The organism is Herbaspirillum sp. 1130, from assembly GCF_017833835.1.
In the GTDB taxonomy this organism is placed as follows: Bacteria; Pseudomonadota; Gammaproteobacteria; order Burkholderiales; family Burkholderiaceae_D; genus Herbaspirillum; species Herbaspirillum huttiense.
Window position 1 is genome coordinate 946,542 of sequence record NZ_JAFICQ010000001.1, and the last position, 21,546, is coordinate 968,087.

The window sequence follows — 21,546 nt, forward strand, 5'->3', positions numbered from 1 at the left end:
CATTCCGGCACTTCCTCCACCGCTTCCAACAGAAAGGTCCCGCATGCTTACCGATGCCCAACTCGCCATCGTCAAATCCACCGTCCCCTTGCTCGAATCGGGCGGCGAGGCGCTGACCACGCACTTCTACAAGATGCTCATGCGCGACTACCCACAGGTTCATCCCCTCTTCAATCGCGCCCACCAGGCCAGCGGCGACCAGCCGCGTGCGCTGGCCAATGGCGTACTGATGTACGCGCGGCATATCGATCGCCTGGAAGAAATGGGCCCGCTGGCCGCGCAGATCATCAACAAGCACGTCGCCGTGCAGGTGCAGCCCGAGCACTACCCGATGGTCGGCGACTGCCTGCTGCGTGCCATCCGTGAAGTGCTGGGCGCGGAGATCGCCACCGATGCCGTCATCGATGCCTGGGCTGCCGCCTATGGCCAGCTGGCCGACATCCTCATCGGCGCCGAACGCCAGCAATATGACGCCAAGGCCGCCGCGCCAGGCGGCTGGCGCGGTGCGCGCAATTTCGTGGTCACGCGCAAGGTGGCCGAGAGCGAGGAGATCACCTCCTTCTACTTCATGCCCCAGGATGGCGGCGCGCTGCTGGACTTTGAGCCGGGCCAGTACATCGGCCTGCGCATGGTGGTGGACGGACTGGAACAGCGCCGCCAGTATTCGCTGTCGGCCCCGCTGCGCCAGCAGGGGCAGCCGCTGCAATACCGCATCAGCGTCAAGCGTGAAGCCGAGGGCAAGGTCTCGCGCCATCTGCACGACGAGATCCATGTGGGCGCGGTGGTGGAACTGTTCCCGCCGGCCGGCGACTTCACGCTCACGGCCAGTGACAAGCCGCTGGTGCTCATCAGCGGCGGCGTGGGCATTACGCCGATGATGACCATGCTGGCAGCGGCGCTGCCGACCGGTCGCCCGGTACATTTCATCCATGCGGCGCGCCATGGCGGCGTGCATGCTTTCCGCCGTCAGGTGGAAGAACTGGCGGCGCAACACCCGCAACTGCAGGCACATTTCTGCTATGAACGGGCGCGCGCAGGCGATCCGGCCCCCTACGCCACCGGCTTCATCGATGCGGCTCTGCTGCAGCAATGGCTACCGCAAACGCGGGACGTGGACGCCTACTTCGTCGGCCCCAAGCCGTTCATGAAAGCCATCAAGCGTGCGCTGGGCGCGCTGGGTGTACCGGCGGCTCAGAGCCGATATGAATTCTTCGGTCCGGCTGCCGCGCTGGAGTGATCCTGTCTGGCCGAAAGGCGCGCTGAAGGGGCGATGGCGGGCGATCCGCCATCGCCCTTTTGTTCCGTCTGAGCGCCATGCTGCAGCAGCGTGAAGCTCTTTGCAAAATTTACCTGCCTCGCGCTGGCAATCCCTGAAAGATTGATCTTCGACAAGTTTTCCGCGTTGCAGCAAATGCTATCCTGAGGACTCCCCTCCTCCTCCGAAAGACCGCCATGAGCGAAAAGCTGAGCGCCGAGCGCCACACTCCCGATGAACTGACCCAGGAACTGGAAGCACTGGACCTGGAGATCGTCCGCTGCGCCGTGATCTGCCAGGTACGCCTGTTCGATCCGGGCGTACTGAACCAGGTCATGGAGAACAACGAGCAGGTCTGCGGCCAGGCCCATCCGACTGCTTTCCAGAGTCTGCGCGGACTGCTCTACCTGCATTTCGACATGCATCGGCAGCTGGCGCAGACCTATGGCGCCGACGATGCCGAACACATCATCCAGCGCGTGCATGAACACCTGCGTCCGCGCATCGGCGAGCAGCTGGGCTCGCTGTTCGACACCGGCCGCCATGCGAGCTGATCAGGCCACCAGACGCTCGCCCAGTTGCTTGCCCGCGGCGAAATCATTCAGGTTGGCGATGGTGGTCTGCATGATCTGGCCGATGGCTTCCTCGGTGAAGAAGGCCTGGTGGCCGGTGACGATGACATTGGGGAAGGAGACCAGGCGCTGGATCACGTCATCGGTGATGATGGTCGAGGACAGGTCCTGGAAGAACAGGCTGGCCTCCTGTTCATAGACATCGATGGCCAGGCCGCGCAACTGGCCGCTCTTCAAGGCGGCAATCGCGGCTTCGGTATCGACCAGCCCGCCGCGGCTGGTGTTGACCAGGATGCAGCCGGGCTTGGCGAGGGCCAAGGTCCCGGCATTGACCAGATAGCGCGTGGCTTCAGTGAGCGGACAATGCAGCGAAATCACGTCACTGGCGGCGAAGAGCTCTTCGCGGCGCACGTAGCGTCCGCCCAGAGCCTCGAAGTCCGGATTGTGATGCACGTCGCTGCCCAGCACGGTGCAGCCGAATCCGGCCATGATGCGGGCGAACAGCGCGCCGATCTTGCCGGTACCGATCACGCCCACGGTCTTGCCGTGCAGGTCGAAGCCCATCAATCCTTCCAGCTCGAAATTGCCTTCGCGGGTGCGCATGCTGGCGCGCGCGATTTTTCGGTTCACCGCCAGCAGCAGGCCCACGGCGAACTCGGCCACCGAGTAAGGTGAATAATCGGCCACGCGCGCCACCGTGATGCCCAGCCGCCGCGCGGCTTTCGTATCGATGTGATTGAAGCCGGTGGAGCGTGTGGTGACGAAACGCACGCCCAGAGCGGCCAGGCGTTCCAGCACGGCAGCACCCAGGTCATCGTTGACGAAGGCCGCCACGGCCTGGCAGCCGCTGGCCAGCTGTGCCGTATCAAGATCGAGACGGTCTTGCAGAAACACCAGTTCATGCGCAGCGCCGGACGCGGTATTGGCGCGCGTGAGCAGGGTCTGGTCGTAGCGGCGGGCGCTGAAGACGGCGGTTTTCATAGGAACCTTTCATGGATGAGCTGGGCTGCGTGAAGTCACGAGCCATGCCGCATTGCACCATAATTCACCTCTGATCGCCTTGATACACCGCAGCTTGTCGCGCGAACAGCTTTTTGCGATGGAAATGCGCGCTGAAGCTTTCATCCAGCTATCGAAAAAACCGATATTTGCTTGCGCAGCGCGGCAAGTGGGTCCCATGGATCACTTTCGGGCATAGAATCGGCGGCGCAATAGCTGTCCCCACAAAAAAAGATCCTGACACAAGCTGCCGCATGGCAGTACGAGACAGGCGCAAGACCGGAATCAACACGGTCCGCCCAACAGATAACGAGGCACATATCATGACGACATCCACTTCTTCGCAATCGAAGTTTTCCACCGTGCTGCGCGTGACCAGCGGCAACTTCATGGAAATGTTCGATTTCTTCCTGTTCGGTTTCTACGCGACCCACATCTCGAAGGCCTTCTTCCCCAGCGACAACGAGTTCGCCTCGCTGATGCTGACCTTCATGACCTTCGGTGCCGGCTTCCTGATGCGCCCGCTGGGCGCCATCATCCTGGGCGCCTATGTCGACCGCGTCGGCCGCCGCCAGGGCCTGATCGTGACCCTGGCGCTGATGGCCCTGGGCACGATGCTCATCGCCTTCGTCCCCTCCTACGCCACCATCGGCGTGCTGGCTCCGATGCTGGTGCTGGTCGGCCGCCTGCTGCAAGGCTTCTCGGCCGGTGTGGAACTGGGCGGCGTGTCGGTCTACCTGGCCGAAATGGCCACGCCTGGCAACAAGGGTTTCTATGTGAGCTGGCAGTCGGCCAGCCAGCAGGTGGCCATCATCGTGGCAGCGGCCATCGGCTACATGCTCTCGACGACGCTCACCCCGGCCCAGGTCGGTGACTGGGGCTGGCGCGTGCCGTTCTTCATCGGCTGCCTGATCGTGCCGGTGCTGTTCGTGATCCGCCGCTCGCTGCAGGAAACCGAAGAGTTCATGCGCCGCAAGCATCGTCCGAGCACCGGCCAGATCTTCCGTTCCATGATCGAAAACTGGAAGCTGGTCATTGCCGGCATGATGCTGGTGTCGATGACCACCGTGTCGTTCTACCTGATCACGGTCTACACCCCGACCTTCGGCAAGAACGTGCTGAAGCTCTCCACCGAGGCCAGCCTGATCGTGACCTTGTGCGTGGGCCTGTCCAACTTCATCTGGCTGCCCATCATGGGCGCGCTGTCAGACCGCATCGGCCGTCGCCCGATCCTGGTGACCTTCACCGTCCTGACCATCCTGACTGCCTACCCGGCCGTGAACTGGCTGGTGCATGACGCCAGCTTCGCCAAGATGCTGATGGTGGAACTGTGGCTGTCCTTCCTGTACGCCAGCTACAACGGCGCGATGGTGGTGGCCCTGACCGAGGTGATGCCGGCTGACGTCCGTACTGCGGGCTTCTCGCTGGCCTACAGCCTGGCTACCGCCGTCTTCGGCGGCTTCACGCCGGCCATTGCGACTGGCCTGATCGAAATGACCCACGACAAGGCAGCGCCTGGCCTCTGGATGAGCACGGCTGCAGTGTGCGGGCTGATCGCCACCCTGATCCTGTATCGCAACAAGGCGGCACGGCAGGCAGTGACGGCCTGAGACAGGTTCTTGTACTAGCTATTGGGATGGGCCGCAGAGTTGCGGCCCTTTTTTGTTTGCTCAGCGTCCGTGATCGAACCCGATATTCTCAGGTAGTCCTGATTTCTTCAAGCAGACCGGGATGGCGATCCAGCAGCCTGAAGAGCTTCACCAGTGAAAGCGGCGGCTTGGCCTTCCCGTTTTCGTAGCGAGAAAAGGCATTGACGCCGCCGCCGAACAACTCGGCGGCCTCACGCTGGTCCAGATCAAGCTTGCGTCTGACCCGCGTGATATAGGCCGGGTCAACATAGGTGGCGTTGACCGTGCGCTGAAATTTGCCGATTTGTGCGCTGTAGCGGTCGCCGTGTTCACGATCAAGCAGGACTTCGCCGCAGGCCGGACAGAAATCTCCCGTCACCGCTTCAATGAGGGTGCTCTGCCCTTTGTAGGTGTAGGGCAGATTGCGCGTCTCGCGGACCAGTTCAGCTGCACCGCAGCAAGGACATTTCATTTCATAGCTCCTTGAAGGAAACGACAAGCACATCATCAACCACGCTCAGCTTGAGATACACCTTGACGCCGCTGGCAAGCCGAGGGTGATAAACATCCTGCCAGATGCGATGGTCGGCGTGCGTGGTCATGCTTTTATGGAAATCACGGACGGACAGCCCGAGAATCACCGCACAGATGCCTTCCAGGTTGTCGATGCCGCAAGCCCGCGCACCCTGGAAGGCAGTAGCGGTCACCCTCACCCTACCGGACTCGATCAACGACCTGAGCAGGGGCAGCTTGCAATGTGCGGTGTGCTTCTCCATCGGAATTCTAACCTGTCAGGTGATTAAACCAAATAGGTTAAAAGATTCCACGGAAGGAACAAACGCGGCGGCTCACATTCAAGCCAAAAGCAAAAATTTCTTCAACTCTTATAGATGAGTTGAAGCGCTTTATTGGAATAGGCCGCAGATTTGCCGCCCCTTCTTATGGGCTGCTGGAGAATTGCCGCTTGCTTAACGCACTGACGCGAGGGGCAAGAACAGCGTGAGCGGTGCATCCTGCAGGGCGATGAAACCATGGTGGCGGTAAAAGGCTGACGCCTTCGGATCCTTGGCGTCGACCACCAAGACCGCGCCCGGAATCTCCGCCGCGACGGCCCGGCGCAATGCATTGACCAGCAAAGCATCACCGAGGCCCCGGCCCTTGAATTCCCGGTCGGCGGCAAGACGACCGAGACGGATGGCAGGAATGGCGCCATAGCGAGGCAGCTTGCGGCGCATCTCATCGGACAGGCCCACCAGCGGCACGCTGGCGCTGGCCAGCGTGTAATAGCCGGCCACCCGCTGATCGTCGTCCACTGCGACAAAGCAGGCGGCCACGCGGCGCCGGATATCCTGGGTCACCTGTTCGCGCAAATAGCGGTTCAATGCGGGTGTGCCGCTGTCGAAGCGGCTGCGATCGTGAAGGGCGGGTTCTAACGCCGTCACGAGGAACGGCGGGCGCGTCATTCTTCGCTGCGCAGGAGTTTGTCATGACGCGCCATGGCGCGCTGCAGTGCTGCCGATGGTGGTGGCGGAGCCAGAAGCGCCTCGGCAAAGCGCTGTTGGTCCTGCAAGGACAAACGGATGACTTCGGCCTGCTCGACCGCTTTCTGCGCCGCTTCCCGGACGGCAGCAACGACAAAGTCGGTCAAGGTCCGTCCTTCAATCTCGGCGGCACGTTTGAGCAATTGCTGAAGCTCCGGGCTGATCCGGGCTTCCAGTCGAGCAGTGGCGACAGCTGGCGTCATGCGTTTTCCCATGAAATGAATTGTACGGCATTTTGCCGGATACCCACAAAAAGTGGATCCACGACAATAGCAGAGTCATGCCAAGGGATTGAGAACGGGGCAGCAATCCTTCGAAAAGCAAAAATTTCTTCAAGTCTTATATAAGAGTTGAAGCATTTCGCCCCGCTTAGGAGTAAACTACCGCTGTTTTTTGCCGCGGCCTTCTGGCAGCAGTACGCCAGCCATGCCGCCCCGGGAGACGAATTTCCACGCAGCACAGCCGACAAGGAGGTGGCGCCAGCCCAGGCCGACAGAGCCAGGGCGGTCCATCCGGCGCTGCGGGGATCGCACCAAAGCACATCAACACACCAACGCAAGGACATCATCGTGACTACTGGCAACCCGACCATCATCTATACGCTGACCGACGAGGCACCCTATCTGGCGACCCACTCGCTCTTGCCCATCGTCAAGAAGTTCACCGCCGCGGCCGGCATCGACGTCGTCGAAAGCGATATCTCGGTGGCTGCGCGTATCCTGGCTGAATTCCCGGAGTACCTCACCGATGAACAGAAAGTCCCCGACAACCTGGCCGCACTGGGCGCACTGACCCAGAGCCCCGACGCCAACATCATCAAGCTGCCCAACATCAGCGCCTCGATCCTGCAGCTGCAAGCGGCCATCCGCGAACTGCAAGCGCGCGGCTACAAGCTGCCCGACTATCCGGAAAACCCGAGCACCGAAGAAGAAAAGGCCCTGCAGAAGCGCTACGCCAAGGTCACCGGCAGCGCCGTGAACCCGGTCCTGCGCGAAGGCAACTCCGACCGCCGCGCACCCAACGCCGTCAAGAACTACGCCCGCAAGCACCCGCACTCGATGGCCAAGTGGTCCATGGCCTCGCGTACCCACGTGGCGCACATGCACGGCGGCGACTTCTACGCCGGCGAAAAGAGCCTGACCCTGGACAAGGCCGTGGACGTCAAGATGGACCTGGTCACCAAGTCCGGCGAAACCATCGTCCTGAAACCGAAGATCTCGCTGCAAGCCGGTGAAATCATCGACAGCATGTTCATGAGCAAGAAGGCCCTGTGTGCCTACTACGAAGAGCAGATGCAGGACGCCTTCGACACCGACCTGCTGCTGTCGGTGCACGTCAAGGCCACCATGATGAAGGTCTCGCACCCGATCGTCTTCGGTCACGCCGTGCGTACCTACTACAAGGACACCTTCACCAAGCACGCCAAGCTGTTCGCCGAGATCGGCGTGAACCCCAACAACGGCATGTCCGGCGTCTACGAAAAGATCAACACCCTGCCCGAAGACAAGAAGGCCGAAGTGCTGGCCGACCTGAAGGCCGATGAAGCCAAGCGTCCGCGCCTGGCCATGGTGGACTCCGCCAAGGGCATCACCAACCTGCACGCCCCCAACGACGTGATCGTCGATGCCTCCATGCCGGCCATGATCCGTGCTGGCGGCAAGATGTGGAACGCCGCTGGCAAGACCGAAGACACCAAGGCCCTGCTGCCGGAGTCGACCTTCGCCCGCATCTATCAGGAAATCATCAACTTCTGCAAGACCAACGGCGCCTTCGACCCGACCACCATGGGTACCGTGCCCAACGTCGGCCTGATGGCCCAGAAGGCAGAAGAATACGGTTCGCACGACAAGACCTTCGAAATCGCCCAGGCCGGCGTGGCGCGCATCGTCACCCTGGATGGCCAGGTGCTGCTGGAGCAGAACGTGGAAGAAGGCGACATCTGGCGCATGTGCCAGGTCAAGGACGCTGCGGTGCGTGACTGGGTCAAGCTGGCCGTGACCCGTGCCCGCCTGTCCGGCATGCCCGCCGTCTTCTGGCTGGACCCGTACCGTCCGCACGAAGCCGAACTGATCAAGAAGGTCAACACCTACCTGAAGGATCACGACCTGACCGGTGCCGACATCCAGATCATGTCGCAAGTGCGCGCCATGCGTTACACCCTGGAACGCGTCATCCGCGGCCTGGACACCATCTCGGTGACCGGCAACATCCTGCGCGACTACCTGACCGACCTGTTCCCCATCATGGAACTGGGCACCTCGGCCAAGATGCTGTCGATCGTCCCGCTGATGGCAGGTGGCGGCATGTTCGAAACCGGTGCCGGCGGCTCGGCCCCCAAGCACGTGCAACAGCTGGTCGGTGAAAACCACCTGCGCTGGGATTCGCTGGGTGAATTCCTGGCCCTGGCCGTCTCCATCGAAGACGTGGGCATCAAGACCGGCAACGCCCGCGCCAAGATCCTGGCCAAGACCCTGGACGCTGCCACCGGCAAGCTGCTGGACAACAACAAGTCGCCTTCGCCCAAGACCGGTGAGCTGGACAACCGTGGCAGCCACTTCTACCTGGCCCTGTACTGGGCCCAGGAACTGGCCGCACAGAAGGACGACGCCGAACTGGCCAAGCAGTTCGCCCCGCTGGCAAAGGCACTGTCCGAGAACGAGCAGAAGATCGTCGAAGAACTGAACTCGGTGCAGGGCAAGGAAGTCGACATCGGCGGCTACTATCTGCCGGATCGTGAGAAGACCTTCGCCGTGATGCGTCCGAGCGCCACGCTGAACCAGGCACTGGAATCGGTGTAAAGCGTCGATGCTTGAGGGAGGGGGGATGCATCGCCCTCCCCGCGCAAAAATGAAAGGCCGCGAATGAAAGTTCGCGGCCTTTTCCTTTTTCCCGATAACGCTTCCCTTTCAGATTTTCAGATAAGCCGGCTCATCCCCGCCGAGCAAAAAGTTGCGCCGCACATCCAGTGCCTCACCCTCGCTGGCCGTCTCATCCTTCAAGGCCACGCCGGACAGGGCACGCTGGTGCGCCTGCGCCATCAGGTAATGCAGCTTGTAGGCGGCTTCCGGATAGGGCAAACCTTCCGGCCGCACATTGGAGATGCAATTGCGGCTGGCGTCGGTGAGTCCGCGCGAGGGCATCCAGGTCAGATAGAGACCCATGCTGTCCGGCGAACTCAGCCCCGGCCGCTCACCGATCAGGATCACCACCAGCTTCACGCCCAGCAACTCCCCGATTTCATCGGCCACCGCCACCCGTCCCTGCTGCACGATCACGGGTGGCGCCATCGACCATCCTTCCGGCGCAATACGCTGCATCACCTCCGCCAGGAAAGGCGCGGCATTGCGCACGATGGCCAGCGCCGACAAGCCATCGGCGATCACGAAGCCCACATCGAAGCGCCGTTGCGGCTCGGTACCGAAACGCTCAAGCAATTGCTGGCGCGATGCTTCCGACAGCCTGCGCCCGAAGTCCGGTCGTTGCAGGTACACCAGCCGGTCCGCTGCCGCGCTTTGCACATCGATCACTTCTTCGGCTGCGCAGAGACCTTGCTGCTGCAATTGTTCCTTGAGCGCAGCCACATCCAGCGGCAGATGCACGGCATCGCGCGCCTGCGCATGCGCCAGCTGGAAAGCCAGTTGCGGCGCGGTCGGCAGGCTTACGCCACTGCGTCCCAGGGCGATGCGCGCAGCAGTGAAGCGGCGCAATGCCTCCCATGGATTGGCCGTGACGTTTTCTGCACCGGGGCTGACGTTTTCTGCACCTTGCGGTGAAATGGCTTGTTTGTCGTCCATGGTCATTGAAGGCGCAACAAGGTCTCGCGGAAACCGGGGGGCATGTCGGCATGCAGGCGGAATGCCTGATCCTGGCCACCCGCATTGAAGATCTGCATCCTGTGCAGCCACGCCTCGAACTCCGGCGCCGGCCGCGAACCCAGTACCCGCCGCGCATACAGCGCATCGTGGAAGGAAGTGGTCTGGTAATTCAACATGATGTCATCCGAACCGGGGATGCCCATGACGAAGGTACAGCCGGCGACGCCCAGCAAGGTCAGCAGCACATCCATGTCGTTCTGGTCCGCTTCGGCATGGTTGGTGTAGCAGACGTCACAGCCCATGGGCAGGCCCAGCAGCTTGGCGCAGAAATGGTCTTCCAGTCCGGCGCGGATGATCTGCTTGCCGTCATACAGGTATTCTGGCCCGATGAAGCCCACCACCGTATTGACCAGCAGCGGCTTGAAGGCGCGGGCCACGGCATACGCGCGCGCCTCGCAGGTCTGCTGGTCGAGTCCGTGATGCGCATTGGCCGACAGCGCACTGCCCTGGCCGGTTTCGAAATACATCACGTTGTCGCCGACCGTGCCGCGCTTCAGGGACAGCGCAGCCTCACGCGCCTCGCCCAGGATGGCCAGGTCGATGCCGAAGCCGCGATTGGCCGCCTCGGTCCCGGCAATGGACTGGAACACCAGATCCACCGGCGCGCCGCGCTCGATGGCGGCAATCGTGTTGGTGACGTGGGTGAGCACGCAGGATTGCGTCGGGATCTCGTAACGCGCGATCACATCGGCCATCATGCCGACCAGCTTGACCACCTGCGGGACGTTGTCGGTAGCGGGATTGATGCCGATGACCGCATCGCCGTTGCCATACATCAGGCCATCAAGCATGCTGGCGGCGATGCCGCTGGCGTCATCCGTGGGGTGATTGGGCTGCAGGCGGGTGGACAAGCGGCCGGGCAAGCCGATGGTATTGCGAAAGGCCGTGACCACGCGGCACTTCTTGGCCACCAGGATCAGGTCCTGGTTGCGCATGATCTTGGAGACGGCCGACGCCATCTCCGGCGTCACCCCGGGTGCCACGGCGGCCAGCACCGTGCTGTCGGTGTCATCGGCCAGCAGCCAGTTGCGGAAATCGCCCACGGTCAGGTGCGCGATCGGCGCAAACGCGGCACGGTCGTGACTGTCGAGGATCAGCCGGGTGACTTCATCCTGTTCGTAAGGGATCAGCGGCTCGTCGAGAAAAGTCTTCAGCGGCAGGTTCGCCAGCGCCATCTGCGCAATGGCACGCTCCTCGGCGCTGCCCGCCGCTACACCGGCCAGCAGATCGCCGGAACGCGCCGGGCTGGCCTTGGCCATCACTTCCTTGAGATCACGAAACACGTAGCTGGCGCTACCCACACTGTGCCGGAAACGGTGTTCGGCCATGATGATGCTCCTCCTTGGTCACCGCTGCCTGCTCAGGCAGCGGTGCGTCATGCCCCGCAACGGCGCGATCAGCTGGTCAGCAGTTGCGGTGCGGTCTTGCCGTATTTGATGCTGGTTTCGGCCGGCAGCCAGTTGCCGGTCGACTCCTGGCGTCCCTGCAGCAGGAAGCGCGGCTTGGCGGCACTGATCTGGTCAGCCGCGAGTTTGGACAGCTCACCGATCTTGCCGTTCTTCATGCGATTGACGATGAGGCCGTAACGGGTCTCGGGGAAGTCACGCAGCATATCGTAATCGCCATCGCTGTCGCCCGCCACGAACAGCGGACCATACCCCTTTTGCGCCACCAGCACCTGCTTGATGGCGACCGTCTTGCCCGGCCCCCAGGTCAGCGGCCACTCCTTCAGATAGGCATTGCGGAAGCTCTGCCCGTTGCGCTCCAGGCGCAGGCCGATGACGTTCTCACGGGTAACGTGGTAGCCATACTTGGGGTGCGTCGCAAACACGGCCACCACATCTTCCAGCGAGGCGGTACAGACATAGACGTCGATGCCATTGCGGCGCAGGCTGTCCATCAAGGTGGCGATTTCGGTGCACAGGCGGATGCCATGGAAGTGCGACACGCTCACCACGCCCGCCTTGCCCGCACGATCGGCCGGGCTGGTGTACTTGACCTTGGTCAGCGCCGCGCCCAGCGCAGCATCGTTGGAGGCTTCGGCCAGCGCGCTCACTTCGGCCACGCTCATGTTGGCGAAGAAGTAGATCACCCACGGATAACCGACGGCTACGCCATGGGTATCGTTGACGGCTTCATAGAGGTAGTAGAGCTTGGTACGGAAGTCCTGGAACTCCGGCGTGGCGGTGATTTCTTCCAGGCTCTTGCTACCGGCCATGCCCTTGTAGTTGGCGTACAGGAACGCATAATCCGCATCGAGGTCAGCGCAGATCGCTTCCAGATCCACGATGTTGCCTGCCGCATTCTTGAAGTCCTTGCTGAACGGACCCGGCGGCACATTCTGACGGGTGATGGCCGCGAACTCGTTTGGTGTCAGCTTGAAAGACAGCGTATTGATCTGGTACATCAACAGCGCTTCTTCGCAGTCATTCATGATGCTGGTGTTGTCCCAGTCGAACACGGCATAGGGCCGCTTGCCGCTCTGGTAACCGGATGACAGCTTGCCATGCTCGGCGATCATCTGCGCCACCATCTCGTGATTGCGGGCCGCCCATTTGGCACGGTCCAGCGCGACTTCAGCGCGGGCGGCCGCCTGGCCGGGCGTGGCGATGGTGGCCAGTGCGCCACCGGCCGCAGCCGCCAGCAGGCCGCCCAGGAAGCCACGGCGCTTGAGAGCGGGTGCGGCGGTGTCGGTCGTCGGTTTGTGATTGTTGTTCATGATGGCCCTGTCGAATGATCGGTATGGAGTTATCGGTATAAAAGTTTTATATCGTTCAGAATTCTGCAACCGCCGCCGCCCCTTCCGCACGCTGGCGTGCCGTCGCCAGGAACCAGGCATAGCCCAGTGCCAGCAAGGCGACGAAGATGCCGAAGATCAGCGGGTTGTAATAGATCATGGTGGCCATGCACACCAGCGCACCGAAGAGCGCGAAGGCCGGGAAGTACGGATACAGCGGTGCCCGGAAAGGCCGCTCCAGGCCGGCCTCGGCGCGGCGCAGGCGGAACAGCGAGAGCATCGACAGGATGTACATCAGGATGGCGCCGAATACCGACATGGTGACGATGTTGGCCGTGAGCGTCTGGCCGCCGATCTTGATGAGTTCATCGCTGTAGATGGCGGCGATCCCCACCACCCCGCCGGCCAGGATGGCGCGGTGCGGCGTCTTGAAACGCGGATGGACGCGGGCGAAATACGCCGGCAGGTAGCCTTCGCGGGCCAGCGCAAAGATCTGGCGCGAGTAGCCCAGGATGATGCCGTGGAAGGACGCCACCAGCCCGAACAGGCCCAGCCACACCAGCATGTGCAGCCAGTTGCTGTTGTCGCCGACGATCAGCTTCATGGCCTGCGGCAGCGGGTCGTTGATGTTGGCCAGCTTGGTCCAGTCGCCCGCACCGCCAGCAAAGAGCATCACCCCAATGGCCAGCACCACCAGCGTGAGGATGCCGGTGATGTAGGCGATGGGAATGGAACGCTTGGGGTCCTTGGCCTCTTCGGCCGCCATGGCCACGCCTTCGATGGCCAGGAAGAACCAGATCGCAAACGGAATCGCCGCGAACATGCCAGGCACTGCCGCCATGCTGAAGCCATCACTGCCGGACCAGCCGCCCTTGGTGAAATTGGCCAGCGAGAAGCCCGGTGCCACCACGCCCATGAACACCAGCAGCTCGAAGATCGCCAGCAGCGTGACGAACAATTCAAAGGTCGCCGCGATCTGCACGCCGACGATGTTGAGCGTCATGAACACGAGATACGCCCCCAGTGCCGCCAGCTTGGGATCGATATTGGGGAACTGCACATTCAGGTAGGCGCCGATGGCCAGTGCGATGGCCGGTGGCGCAAAGACGAATTCAATCAGCGTGGCGGCCCCGGCCAGATAGCCGCCGACCGGCCCGAAGGCGCGCTTGCTGTACGCAAACGGCCCGCCCGCATGGGGAATCGAGGTGGTGAGTTCAGTGAAGCTGAAGATGAAGGTGGCATACATGGCCGCGATGAACAGCGCCGTGACGGTGAAGCCCAGCGTCCCGGCACTGGCCCAGCCATAGCTCCAGCCGAAGTATTCGCCGGAAATCACCAGCCCGACCGCAATGGCCCAGAGCTGCAGGGTGGACAGGACGGGCTTGAGCGTATGCCCCTGCCCTGAAGAGCTTGCATTCATCGGATTCTCCCTTTGGCGCGAAGGCGGAGCCGCTGCATGGCGGCCCCTGTGAAAGGACGGGCGGGCATGGCGCTTGCTTGATTTCGCGCAATGCGCTGCCCTGCCGACGCAATATAGCAACGGCGATTTCAGCGGCGTTATCGAAATTCGGCAAAACTGCGCGGCTTGCCCGCCCCCCGTCGATCAAGGAGCCTGTCCATGCCCACTCTCGCACTGTCCCAAGCTGACACACCTGCCACGCACAGCCAGCGGGCATTGCGCACCGCCATCGCGCGCGACGTGGATGAGCATGCGCACAACCTGACCGATTGGGAGCAACGCTACGACCAGATCACCTGCGGCGCTTTCGAAGGCGTGCTGCAGGAATGGCAGAGCAGCGGCCTGCAGATCTTCCGCGAGGCCAGCAGCCGCGCGGTACGGCAGTCCTGCCAGGTGTGGCCGGACGCCTTCTGGTTCGGCATCGAGGTGCGCACCAGTGGCATGCGCATCAACGGCCGCCAGGTCGGCGAGGATGTAGTGATGACGCGGCCCGGCGCCTGCGAATTCGAACTGGTCACGCCGGATGCACACGAGATCTATGGCATCGTGGTCCAGCGCGATGCTCTGCAGTCCAGCGCGGCACGCCTGGGCTGCATGGCCTCACTGGACTGGAAGCGTCTGGGCCAGGCAGAGTTGCTGAAAGTCGATCACCAGGGGCTGGAGGAGTGCCGCCAGCAGATCGCTGCCCTGCTGACCCTGGCCGGACAGGCCAGCGGTGCGCAAGCGCACGCCGCCCTGCAGCTGCGCCAGGAAGCGGTGCTGGTGGCGCTGCTGGCGATGCTCGATGAAGGCGAGATCGAGGCTGAAGCGGGGGCCAGCTTCCTGCGCCGCCGCCGCATCGTCAACGATGCGCGCGAGTTCGCCATGGCGCATCAGGACAGTCCGGTGACCGTGCCCATGCTGTGCGAAGCGGTCCATGTCAGCCGCCGTACGCTGCAATACTGCTTTGAGGATGTACTGGGCATCAGTCCCATGAGCTATCTGCGGTCGCTGCGCCTGAACGGCGTGCGCCGCGCCCTGTGCGAAGGTGATGGCAGCCAGGCGGTGGGCAGCATCGGCGACATCGCGGCCGCCTGGGGCTTTGCCAATTTCAGCCAGTTCTCCTGCGACTACAAGAAGCTGTTCGGACAGACGCCGTCGGCCATGCTGCAGGCACGGACCCGGCACTGATCGCCGCCCGCCGGTACGATGAAACGAGAGGCATGCACGACCGGCCATGCCGCAACGAGGTATATTCTGCACATATGCATTCGCATGCAAGCCTGCACTTGAACCTATGGTACGCCGATGGTCCGCTTAGCCCCCCTGGTCCGCTCAGTCCGATTTTCTGCCCTGCTCATCGCCGCCTTGTGGGCGTTGCCAGCAGCAGCCGAGTCCTCATCGTCCTCCCCGCCCGCCCCTGAGCAGGCGCGTCAGGCGCTCTCGCTGGGCAGCACGCCCTACACCATGGCCGTCTATGCCAACGCCGATCTGAACGATCTCCCCAGCCATGTCGAGCGCGCCGTCATCATCGTGCACGGGGTCAAGCGCAATGCGGTTGACTACTTTGCCCTCGGTCAACACCTGCTGCAGCAGGCAGCGTTGACTTCAGGCAATACACTGCTGCTGGCACCCAACTTCATGGCCCGCAAGGATGCCGGTCTCTTGCCGGGCATGCCGATCTGGGCCGGCAACGGCTGGATGCAAGGAGCAGCCTCCATTCGAGGCGTCACGGGGATCAGCAGCTTCGCGGCACTGGATGACCTGGTGCGCTGGCTGGCAGAACCGCGGCGCTTTCCCGACCTGCGCGAGATCGTCCTGATCGGCCATTCCGCCGGGGCCCAGCTGATGCAGCGCTACGCCTTGCTCAATCCGGTCGCGGAGACCTTGCAATCCGCCGGGATCCAGGTGCGCTACATCATTTCCAGTCCTTCGTCCTATCTCTACGTAAGCCCGGAACGTCCGCAGGCAGGCGCATTCGCGGTACCGGCAGCGGCGTCCTGCCCGCAATACGACCACTACCGTTACGGTCTCGTCGAGCCTCCCGCTTACCTGATGCAGCAGCATCTGGAGGCGCGCCAGCTATGGGCGCGCTATGCGGCTCGTGACGTGCGCTATCTGGTGGGCGGGCGCGATGTCGATCCGCAGCATCGCTTCCTCGACCGCTCCTGCGGCGCCGCGCTGCAGGGACCGACGCGGCTGGCGCGGCAACTGGCGTACCGGGACTATGAACAGTTTCTGGCCGGGCAATGGCAGATCCCGATACACCATCCGCAGCAGGTGATTCCGGACGCGGCCCACGGGGCGCCGCGCTTGTATCGTTCTCCGCTGGCGCCGCGCCTGATCTTTGCACAGCCCGCGCAGGAGCCTCCGGCTCAGCACTAGCCGTCTTGGGGCAACGCCTCTCGCAGATTGCATGTGAACAGGCTCCAAAGCACTGGCAGTGAACCCGGAGAGACGGCACAATGCCGGCAGCCCAAGCCCGACAACGAGAACACAATGACGGCCAGCCAAGACGACATTTTCTCCCTGGAAAACTTCGAGTACCTCTGTTACGCGCGCCAGCAGGAACCTGCGGCACGGGAACTGGTGCGCCTGCTGCAACTGATTGACCGCCAGTATGGCCAGCTGGCCGGCAAGTTTTCGCTGCAGGTCTCCCCGGCCGTAACCCAGGCAGAACTGGAACAGCACACGCTGACCCGCATCACCGGTGCCATCTCGGCCCTGCTGTCGGATCCCGGCTTTCACCTGAGCCCCAATGGCTTCGGTCAACTGATCCACTTCCAGCGCTGGCTGGCGGCCCTCTTCGGTGCCAGCCACTTCATCAATGCCGACCACATCCTGCGCTCGCTCAACTTCGGCGGGCCACAGGCCCAGGTGTTCGAGGTCAAGCCGCTGGACCTGGTGAAATTCTGTCTGCTGTATTCGCCCGAGTCGGAGTTGGCACTGGATGTGGAAGCCCTGTGGGCGCAAAACAAGCCGCTGGCCGCCGCCCTCTTCCTGGCGCTGATGTCACCGCGTTTTCTCGGTACGCCGGCGGCGCACTCCAAGCGTGAAGCGCTGCTGCAGTGGCTGCCCGACCGGCTGCCCGAGCTGGAATCGCTGGACGGGCTGCCAGTGGCCGTCCTGCATGATGTCTACATGCACTGCAGCTACGCCGACCTGCCGCAGCGCCATCGCATCAAGGGCGCAATCAACCAGCTGCTGCGCAGGAAGCTGGATGCCGAAGGGCTGGACGACCTTTCGCAGACCGGCGATGCACGCGTCAATGGCAAGCCGGTGATGCTGGTCTTGCTGGAATGGTTTTCGGGCGGGCATTCGATCTATCGCACCCACTCCAAGACCCTGGAAGCGGCGCGCCGTCATTTCCACGTGGTGGCCCTGGGCTACGCGGCCAATACCGACGAACTGGGCCGTGCCGTCTTCGATGAATTCATCACGCTGGCGCAGCCGGGCAATCTGATGGCCAGCCTGCAGACGCTGCGCGAGATTGCCACGGCGCGCCGGCCGCGGGTGTTCTACATGCCCAGCGTGGGCATGTTCCCCATCACCATGTTCGCCGCCAATCTGCGCGTGGCGCCCTTGCAGGTGGCGGCGCTCGGGCATCCGGCGACCACCTGCTCGCCGCGCATCGACTACATCAGCGTGGAAGAGGATTTCATCGGCGACCCGGCCTGCTTCAGCGAGCAACTGCTGCGCCTGCCTGCCGACGGACAACCCTACCGGCCCTCGGCCGTGCCCTTCATCGTGCCGCAATTGCAGCGGCGCAATCAGCCGGTGGTGAACGTGGCTGTGGCCGCCACCACCATGAAACTGAATCCGCGCTTCCTGATGGCCTGCCAGCGCATCGTGGAATTGTCGGCGCAAGTGCCGGACGGCGCGGCGCGGGAGGTGCGGCTGCATTTCCTGGTGGGGCAGGCACAAGGGCTGCTCTATCCGCAGCTGCAACGGCTGATCCTGCGCTACGTTCCGAGCGCGCAGGTCTATCCGCACCAGCCTTACCAGCAGTACCTGTCGCTCTTCAACCAGTGCGACATGTTCCTGTCGCCCCTGCCCTTCGGCAATACGAATGGGATCATTGATGCCTTCACGGTAGGACTGCCGGGCGTCTGCAAGACCGGGCCGGAGGTTTTCGAACACATCGATGAGGGGTTGTTCCGCCGTATCGGACTGCCCGACTGGACCATTGCCGCCACGCTGGACGACTACATCCTGGCGGCAGTCCGCATGGCGACCGACTATGCTGCGCGCAGTGCGCTGTATGCGTTGCTGGCCGATCCGCAAGCGCTGCAAAGACTGTTCGAGGGACGGCCCGAATCGCTGGGCGATGCGCTGGCCGCACTGTGCGGCGAGGCAGCGGGCGACTGAGCCTCAGGCGGTGGCGAGGGGTGCCGCCTGCTCCGGCGGCAAGGCAGCCAGCGCGGGAAGGTTCAGGGCTGCGCGTCGTTGCTGGCAGGCGGGATTGGGTTGCCCGTCGGGCTCCCAGGGAGAGAATTCACGGCAGGTGCTGGGCCGCTGCGGGTAGATGCGGCATCCCACGCCCGGCTTGCCCAGCTCCCCGACCAGCGCGATGCAGCGGCCATGGCCGTTTTCCGTGCCTTTCATGCAGGCCAGCGTGTCGTTGACCTTGCTGGTGAGTTCCACCGGCACCACCCCGCCCAATCCATCGCTGAGTTCGCCGCAATAGAACGACACCCGGAAATGCGCGCAGCAGCCACCACAGGCAGTGCAAGGATTGTCGGGTGAATCGGCCATGTCGGTGAAGAGACGGTCTTCATCGACGATCCAGTGGAGGGCGGTGTTTTTCGGCATGAAGAAACGTAAGCAAAATGTCGGGCATATTCAAATGACATGCGCCGGCAGGCGAAGACGCGACTGCTTTCAGTCGTCCTCAGGCGGCCACTGCTGCGCGCCATGAAGAAGACGAATGACTTCGATCACACGTTGACGTGGCCGATAACGATAAACAGCAATGAAGGGAGTGCCACTGATGACCAACTCGCGGGTACCGTTTATGCGTCCGGCTCGCCCCAGAAGCGGATGCGCAAGAAGATGAAGAAGTTGATCTTCAATCTTGTCGCCCTGATCAATCGCAGCGCTGAGATTATGTTGAGCGATGTAATCGATCAAAGCATCGCGGTCAAGAAACGCCCTGGGAAGCCAACGTAAAATCAATCACTTCCCCCTCTTCACCTGCCTCAACAAATTGGCCCGTTTTTCGGACCAACTTGCCTGCGCTTGCTCCTGGCTTATCCATTGGGTCGCGGGATCATCGGCTTCGGCCAATCCCTGTTCCACTTGAGCGCGGAACCAGCGATCATGTTCGACGGCTTCATTGGCGTTCTTCATGGCTGCGGCGCGATCGGGCCGTGTACGCGCCAACGGCTTGAGCTCGGGATTCCAGTTGGAAATATCAAATGTGCCTACCATCAGGCCAAGCTTGCGCAACAAGGTAATGGCAGGAAGCGGATTGGGAAACGTACGCGGTTCATCGCTGCGCGCATGCGAAAGTACGGCTTCCGCATTGTTCTTGGTCGTAATCCGGACGTAGAACCCGCCGCCTTCGGCCTGCAACCTGACGGCAGAAACTCCGCCCGCCTCCGTTGCAGTACGCAATTGCTCAAGAGTCCAGCTTTGCATGATGACACCTCGGCGCGAGACCAATAATGATTAATTGTCTGCAAGTTTAACATAAAACGTGCGAATTTTTCAAGACTGAACTTGCATAAGTTGCCTTACCATCTCTGCGATAATCGGCAGCGCGCACCACTGCACACATCGGACCGACAATCTATCCTGGCGAAACACGACGGGTTCGCCTTATTGTGATGAGCTCAACGTCCAAGGATCTGAATCGGATTTCCACATGGCAGCCAAAGCCAAAGACCCGCTCTCTGCTATTCAGAAGACGCACTCCATTCTCTGGATGAGTCTGTGTTTTACGATCATCTTTATCGTCATGGGAAGCTATTCGTACTTCGAAAAGCCAATCGGACTTCCATGCAAGTTCGCCACGAGAACAGGCATTCTCAAGAAAACGGCCAACTCGGATTTCCTGCTGGATGGCACGCATCAATACGCACTTTCCTGGCCACTCCGCCACGGCCATGGGGGTGCATGGAACGCCTTGGAAAACGCCCGCAACGGCATGCATGTCCAGTCGCAGGTATGTGGGAATGACTTGGTGCGGGTGTTCCTGGAAGGTCGTGAGGTCTTCGTCATCCACTCACGAGACACGCGGGCAGAAAACGTCGCCAGTGCCAAACTGGCGTTCGGCATGGCTTTTTTCTGCCTCGTGTTGATGACCACGATGAGGTATCGATTGAAGCATTTGCGCGCCTGAGCTCGCAACTACGTTGCAGCGGCGATCGCCACACACCATACGAAATACACCCCTGTCCGGGGTTGCCGCGTCGAATCAGCCACCCTTGCGCTCCTTGAACACCGGCACGAACATCTCATCCCACACCGCCGGCTTGGTCTTGATGGTGCCGGCCTTGCCCATGAAGATCACGTATTGCATGATGTCCACCGGGGTGCTCGTGAACTCGGTGCCCGGGTCCGCCAGCATCTGCTCCACTTCTTCCTGCGGCAGCTTCAGCTTGGAGACGCGCAGGAAGATCTCGGCTGCGCCCTTGCGGTTCTTGGCGATGTAGGCGTTGGCCTCTTCCTGCGCGGCCATGAAAGCCTGGGTCAGTTTGGGATTCTTGTCGGTGAAGGACTTCAGTGCAAAGACCACGTCAATGGTGATGTGGCCCAGCACGTCGGTGGAATTCAACACACGGGTGATGCCCGGCGCCTTGGCTTCCTGATAGGAGAATGGCGGCGAGGTGAAGTGCGCCGTGATCTCGGTCTTGCCCGAGACCAGCGAAGCCATCGCTTCCGGGTGCGACAGGCTCACCGTCAGCGGATCCAGCTTCGCGTAGTTCTCGATGCCGAAGGTCTTGGCGGCCGCCATCTGCAACAGCACCGCCGACAGCGAAGTCTTGATGCCGGGAATGGCGATCTTGTCCTTGGGCGTAAAGTCTTTCAGCGACTTGACGTTGGGGTTGTTGGTGTTGAGCCAGAGCGGCGACGTCGACAGTGCGCCCAGTCCCACCACTTCCGAACGCGGAATGCCATGCGCCTTGGACCACAGCGTCACGAAGCCCGGTGCGCCGGTGCCGGCGATGTCGAGGTTGCCGGCCAGCATGGCGTCATTGATGACGTTGCCGCCGTCGAGCAGCACCCACTTGGTCTTGACCTCGCCCAGGCCCATGGCCTTGGCGTGCTTTTCCACCAGGTTCTGGTCGCGGATCACCATCAGCGGCAGGTACAGCAGGCCATAGCCGTGCGAGATGCGCACTTCCTGCGCTTCGGCGCGGGCCGTGCCGGATACGGCGGACAGCGCCAGGGCGCTGGCGATCATGAGGCTGGTGAAGGTACGTCGTTGCATGCTTGTCTCCTGAAGGTCGTCAGTTTATCGGTCTTGTATGGATCGTTGCGTGTTGATGTACGGCTT

21 protein-coding genes are annotated in these 21,546 nt (G+C 62.2%); 8 read left to right on the forward strand and 13 right to left on the reverse strand.

Annotated features, from left to right (window positions below; translation table 11 throughout):
* Positions 1–43 precede the first annotated feature (43 nt).
* Both hmpA and JOD78_RS04115 read left to right on the forward strand, forming a co-directional pair.
* Positions 44–1,237 carry an NO-inducible flavohemoprotein gene (gene hmpA / locus JOD78_RS04110; RefSeq protein WP_134136462.1) on the forward strand — a complete coding sequence of 398 codons (1,194 nt, stop codon included), beginning with the start codon at positions 44–46 and terminating at the stop codon, positions 1,235–1,237.
* Between the two features lie 215 nt (positions 1,238–1,452).
* Positions 1,453–1,809 (forward strand): hypothetical protein, encoded by a 357-nt coding sequence (locus JOD78_RS04115; RefSeq protein WP_134136464.1) that lies wholly within the window; start codon positions 1,453–1,455, stop codon positions 1,807–1,809.
* Here JOD78_RS04115 and JOD78_RS04120 read toward each other — a convergent pair whose 3' ends face one another.
* Positions 1,810–2,808 (reverse strand): 2-hydroxyacid dehydrogenase, encoded by a 999-nt coding sequence (locus JOD78_RS04120; RefSeq protein WP_209569668.1) that lies wholly within the window; start codon positions 2,806–2,808, stop codon positions 1,810–1,812.
* Positions 2,809–3,149: 341 nt separating this feature from the next.
* Here JOD78_RS04120 and JOD78_RS04125 point away from each other — a divergent pair, with 341 nt between their 5' ends.
* A complete protein-coding gene (locus JOD78_RS04125) occupies positions 3,150–4,436 on the forward strand; it encodes an MFS transporter (RefSeq protein ID WP_121045611.1) in 1,287 nt (428 codons plus the stop codon).
* Positions 4,437–4,524: 88 nt separating this feature from the next.
* On the opposite strand, the gene JOD78_RS04130 is transcribed toward JOD78_RS04125, so the two are convergent.
* The 4 genes from JOD78_RS04130 to JOD78_RS04145 form a co-directional block, all read right to left on the reverse strand.
* A complete protein-coding gene (locus tag JOD78_RS04130) occupies positions 4,525–4,926 on the reverse strand; it encodes a type II toxin-antitoxin system MqsA family antitoxin (RefSeq protein ID WP_121045612.1) in 402 nt (133 codons plus the stop codon).
* Position 4,927: 1 nt separating this feature from the next.
* Positions 4,928–5,230, reverse strand: a complete 303-nt coding sequence (locus tag JOD78_RS04135) for a type II toxin-antitoxin system MqsR family toxin (protein WP_121045613.1) — start codon at positions 5,228–5,230, stop codon at positions 4,928–4,930.
* A 192-nt stretch (positions 5,231–5,422) separates the two neighbouring features.
* The gene (locus JOD78_RS04140; RefSeq protein WP_121045614.1) at positions 5,423–5,917 is read right to left on the reverse strand and encodes a GNAT family N-acetyltransferase; all 495 of its coding nucleotides are present in this window, start codon (positions 5,915–5,917) and stop codon (positions 5,423–5,425) included.
* Positions 5,914–6,198, reverse strand: a complete 285-nt coding sequence (locus JOD78_RS04145; protein ID WP_121045615.1) for a DUF1778 domain-containing protein — start codon at positions 6,196–6,198, stop codon at positions 5,914–5,916. Before JOD78_RS04145 ends, JOD78_RS04140 begins: the two co-directional genes overlap by 4 nt.
* A 366-nt stretch (positions 6,199–6,564) precedes the next feature.
* On the opposite strand from JOD78_RS04145, the gene JOD78_RS04150 reads away from it, so the two are divergent.
* Entirely contained in the window at positions 6,565–8,793 is a 2,229-nt protein-coding gene (locus tag JOD78_RS04150; protein ID WP_121045616.1) for an NADP-dependent isocitrate dehydrogenase, read from the forward strand.
* Positions 8,794–8,901: 108 nt separating this feature from the next.
* On the opposite strand, the gene eutC is transcribed toward JOD78_RS04150, so the two are convergent.
* The 4 genes from eutC to eat form a co-directional block, all read right to left on the reverse strand.
* The gene (eutC, locus tag JOD78_RS04155; RefSeq protein ID WP_121045617.1) at positions 8,902–9,795 is read right to left on the reverse strand and encodes an ethanolamine ammonia-lyase subunit EutC; all 894 of its coding nucleotides are present in this window, start codon (positions 9,793–9,795) and stop codon (positions 8,902–8,904) included.
* Positions 9,792–11,198 carry an ethanolamine ammonia-lyase subunit EutB gene (locus tag JOD78_RS04160; protein WP_121045618.1) on the reverse strand — a complete coding sequence of 469 codons (1,407 nt, stop codon included), beginning with the start codon at positions 11,196–11,198 and terminating at the stop codon, positions 9,792–9,794. The genes eutC and JOD78_RS04160 overlap by 4 nt, the downstream gene beginning before the upstream one ends.
* 68 nt (positions 11,199–11,266) lie before the next feature.
* A complete protein-coding gene (locus tag JOD78_RS04165; protein WP_121045619.1) occupies positions 11,267–12,589 on the reverse strand; it encodes an HAD family hydrolase in 1,323 nt (440 codons plus the stop codon).
* 55 nt (positions 12,590–12,644) lie between these two features.
* On the reverse strand, positions 12,645–14,027 hold the full coding sequence (gene eat, locus JOD78_RS04170) for an ethanolamine permease (protein WP_121045620.1): 1,383 nt from the start codon (positions 14,025–14,027) through the stop codon (positions 12,645–12,647).
* A 198-nt stretch (positions 14,028–14,225) separates the two neighbouring features.
* On the opposite strand from eat, the gene JOD78_RS04175 reads away from it, so the two are divergent.
* The 3 genes from JOD78_RS04175 to JOD78_RS04185 all read left to right on the forward strand — a co-directional run bounded on the left by JOD78_RS04175 (position 14,226) and on the right by JOD78_RS04185 (position 18,413).
* Positions 14,226–15,236 carry a helix-turn-helix domain-containing protein gene (locus JOD78_RS04175; RefSeq protein WP_121045621.1) on the forward strand — a complete coding sequence of 337 codons (1,011 nt, stop codon included), beginning with the start codon at positions 14,226–14,228 and terminating at the stop codon, positions 15,234–15,236.
* Positions 15,237–15,353: 117 nt separating this feature from the next.
* Positions 15,354–16,430, forward strand: coding sequence for a hypothetical protein (locus tag JOD78_RS04180; protein ID WP_121045622.1), 1,077 nt, complete (start codon positions 15,354–15,356; stop codon positions 16,428–16,430).
* A gap of 114 nt (positions 16,431–16,544) precedes the next feature.
* Positions 16,545–18,413 carry a hypothetical protein gene (locus tag JOD78_RS04185; protein ID WP_039787130.1) on the forward strand — a complete coding sequence of 623 codons (1,869 nt, stop codon included), beginning with the start codon at positions 16,545–16,547 and terminating at the stop codon, positions 18,411–18,413.
* 3 nt (positions 18,414–18,416) lie between these two features.
* On the opposite strand, the gene JOD78_RS04190 is transcribed toward JOD78_RS04185, so the two are convergent.
* From JOD78_RS04190 to JOD78_RS04200, 3 genes are all read right to left on the reverse strand, one after another.
* On the reverse strand, positions 18,417–18,857 hold the full coding sequence (locus JOD78_RS04190) for a YkgJ family cysteine cluster protein (RefSeq protein ID WP_121045623.1): 441 nt from the start codon (positions 18,855–18,857) through the stop codon (positions 18,417–18,419).
* Positions 18,858–18,926: 69 nt separating this feature from the next.
* On the reverse strand, positions 18,927–19,220 hold the full coding sequence (locus JOD78_RS04195) for a type II toxin-antitoxin system RelE/ParE family toxin (protein WP_083859711.1): 294 nt from the start codon (positions 19,218–19,220) through the stop codon (positions 18,927–18,929).
* Complete coding sequence (locus JOD78_RS04200) at positions 19,221–19,685, reverse strand: hypothetical protein (protein ID WP_034335887.1); 465 nt, start codon at positions 19,683–19,685, stop codon at positions 19,221–19,223.
* 226 nt (positions 19,686–19,911) lie between these two features.
* Here JOD78_RS04200 and JOD78_RS04205 point away from each other — a divergent pair, with 226 nt between their 5' ends.
* Positions 19,912–20,388: a hypothetical protein gene (locus JOD78_RS04205; RefSeq protein ID WP_134136470.1), complete on the forward strand. Its 477-nt coding sequence runs from the start codon at positions 19,912–19,914 to the stop codon at positions 20,386–20,388.
* A gap of 75 nt (positions 20,389–20,463) precedes the next feature.
* Here the strand turns inward: JOD78_RS04205 and JOD78_RS04210 are convergent, their stop codons facing one another.
* Entirely contained in the window at positions 20,464–21,480 is a 1,017-nt protein-coding gene (locus JOD78_RS04210; RefSeq protein ID WP_209569667.1) for an ABC transporter substrate-binding protein, read from the reverse strand.
* Positions 21,481–21,546 lie beyond the last annotated feature (66 nt).

Bases quoted from the DNA above. Each gene is read 5' to 3' on its own strand.
- hmpA (WP_134136462.1), top strand. From the start codon at position 44: ATGCTTACCGATGCCCAACTCGCCATCGTCAAATCCACCGTCCCCTTG.
- JOD78_RS04115 (WP_134136464.1), top strand. From the start codon at position 1,453: ATGAGCGAAAAGCTGAGCGCCGAGCGCCACACTCCCGATGAACTGACC.
- JOD78_RS04120 (WP_209569668.1), bottom strand. From the start codon at position 2,808: ATGAAAACCGCCGTCTTCAGCGCCCGCCGCTACGACCAGACCCTGCTC.
- JOD78_RS04125 (WP_121045611.1), top strand. From the start codon at position 3,150: ATGACGACATCCACTTCTTCGCAATCGAAGTTTTCCACCGTGCTGCGC.
- JOD78_RS04130 (WP_121045612.1), bottom strand. From the start codon at position 4,926: ATGAAATGTCCTTGCTGCGGTGCAGCTGAACTGGTCCGCGAGACGCGC.
- JOD78_RS04135 (WP_121045613.1), bottom strand. From the start codon at position 5,230: ATGGAGAAGCACACCGCACATTGCAAGCTGCCCCTGCTCAGGTCGTTG.
- JOD78_RS04140 (WP_121045614.1), bottom strand. From the start codon at position 5,917: ATGACGCGCCCGCCGTTCCTCGTGACGGCGTTAGAACCCGCCCTTCAC.
- JOD78_RS04145 (WP_121045615.1), bottom strand. From the start codon at position 6,198: ATGACGCCAGCTGTCGCCACTGCTCGACTGGAAGCCCGGATCAGCCCG.
- eutC (WP_121045617.1), bottom strand. From the start codon at position 9,795: ATGACCATGGACGACAAACAAGCCATTTCACCGCAAGGTGCAGAAAAC.
- JOD78_RS04160 (WP_121045618.1), bottom strand. From the start codon at position 11,198: ATGGCCGAACACCGTTTCCGGCACAGTGTGGGTAGCGCCAGCTACGTG.
- JOD78_RS04165 (WP_121045619.1), bottom strand. From the start codon at position 12,589: ATGAACAACAATCACAAACCGACGACCGACACCGCCGCACCCGCTCTC.
- eat (WP_121045620.1), bottom strand. From the start codon at position 14,027: ATGAATGCAAGCTCTTCAGGGCAGGGGCATACGCTCAAGCCCGTCCTG.
- JOD78_RS04175 (WP_121045621.1), top strand. From the start codon at position 14,226: ATGCCCACTCTCGCACTGTCCCAAGCTGACACACCTGCCACGCACAGC.
- JOD78_RS04180 (WP_121045622.1), top strand. From the start codon at position 15,354: ATGGTCCGCTTAGCCCCCCTGGTCCGCTCAGTCCGATTTTCTGCCCTG.
- JOD78_RS04185 (WP_039787130.1), top strand. From the start codon at position 16,545: ATGACGGCCAGCCAAGACGACATTTTCTCCCTGGAAAACTTCGAGTAC.
- JOD78_RS04190 (WP_121045623.1), bottom strand. From the start codon at position 18,857: ATGCCGAAAAACACCGCCCTCCACTGGATCGTCGATGAAGACCGTCTC.
- JOD78_RS04200 (WP_034335887.1), bottom strand. From the start codon at position 19,685: ATGCAAAGCTGGACTCTTGAGCAATTGCGTACTGCAACGGAGGCGGGC.
- JOD78_RS04205 (WP_134136470.1), top strand. From the start codon at position 19,912: ATGGCAGCCAAAGCCAAAGACCCGCTCTCTGCTATTCAGAAGACGCAC.
- JOD78_RS04210 (WP_209569667.1), bottom strand. From the start codon at position 21,480: ATGCAACGACGTACCTTCACCAGCCTCATGATCGCCAGCGCCCTGGCG.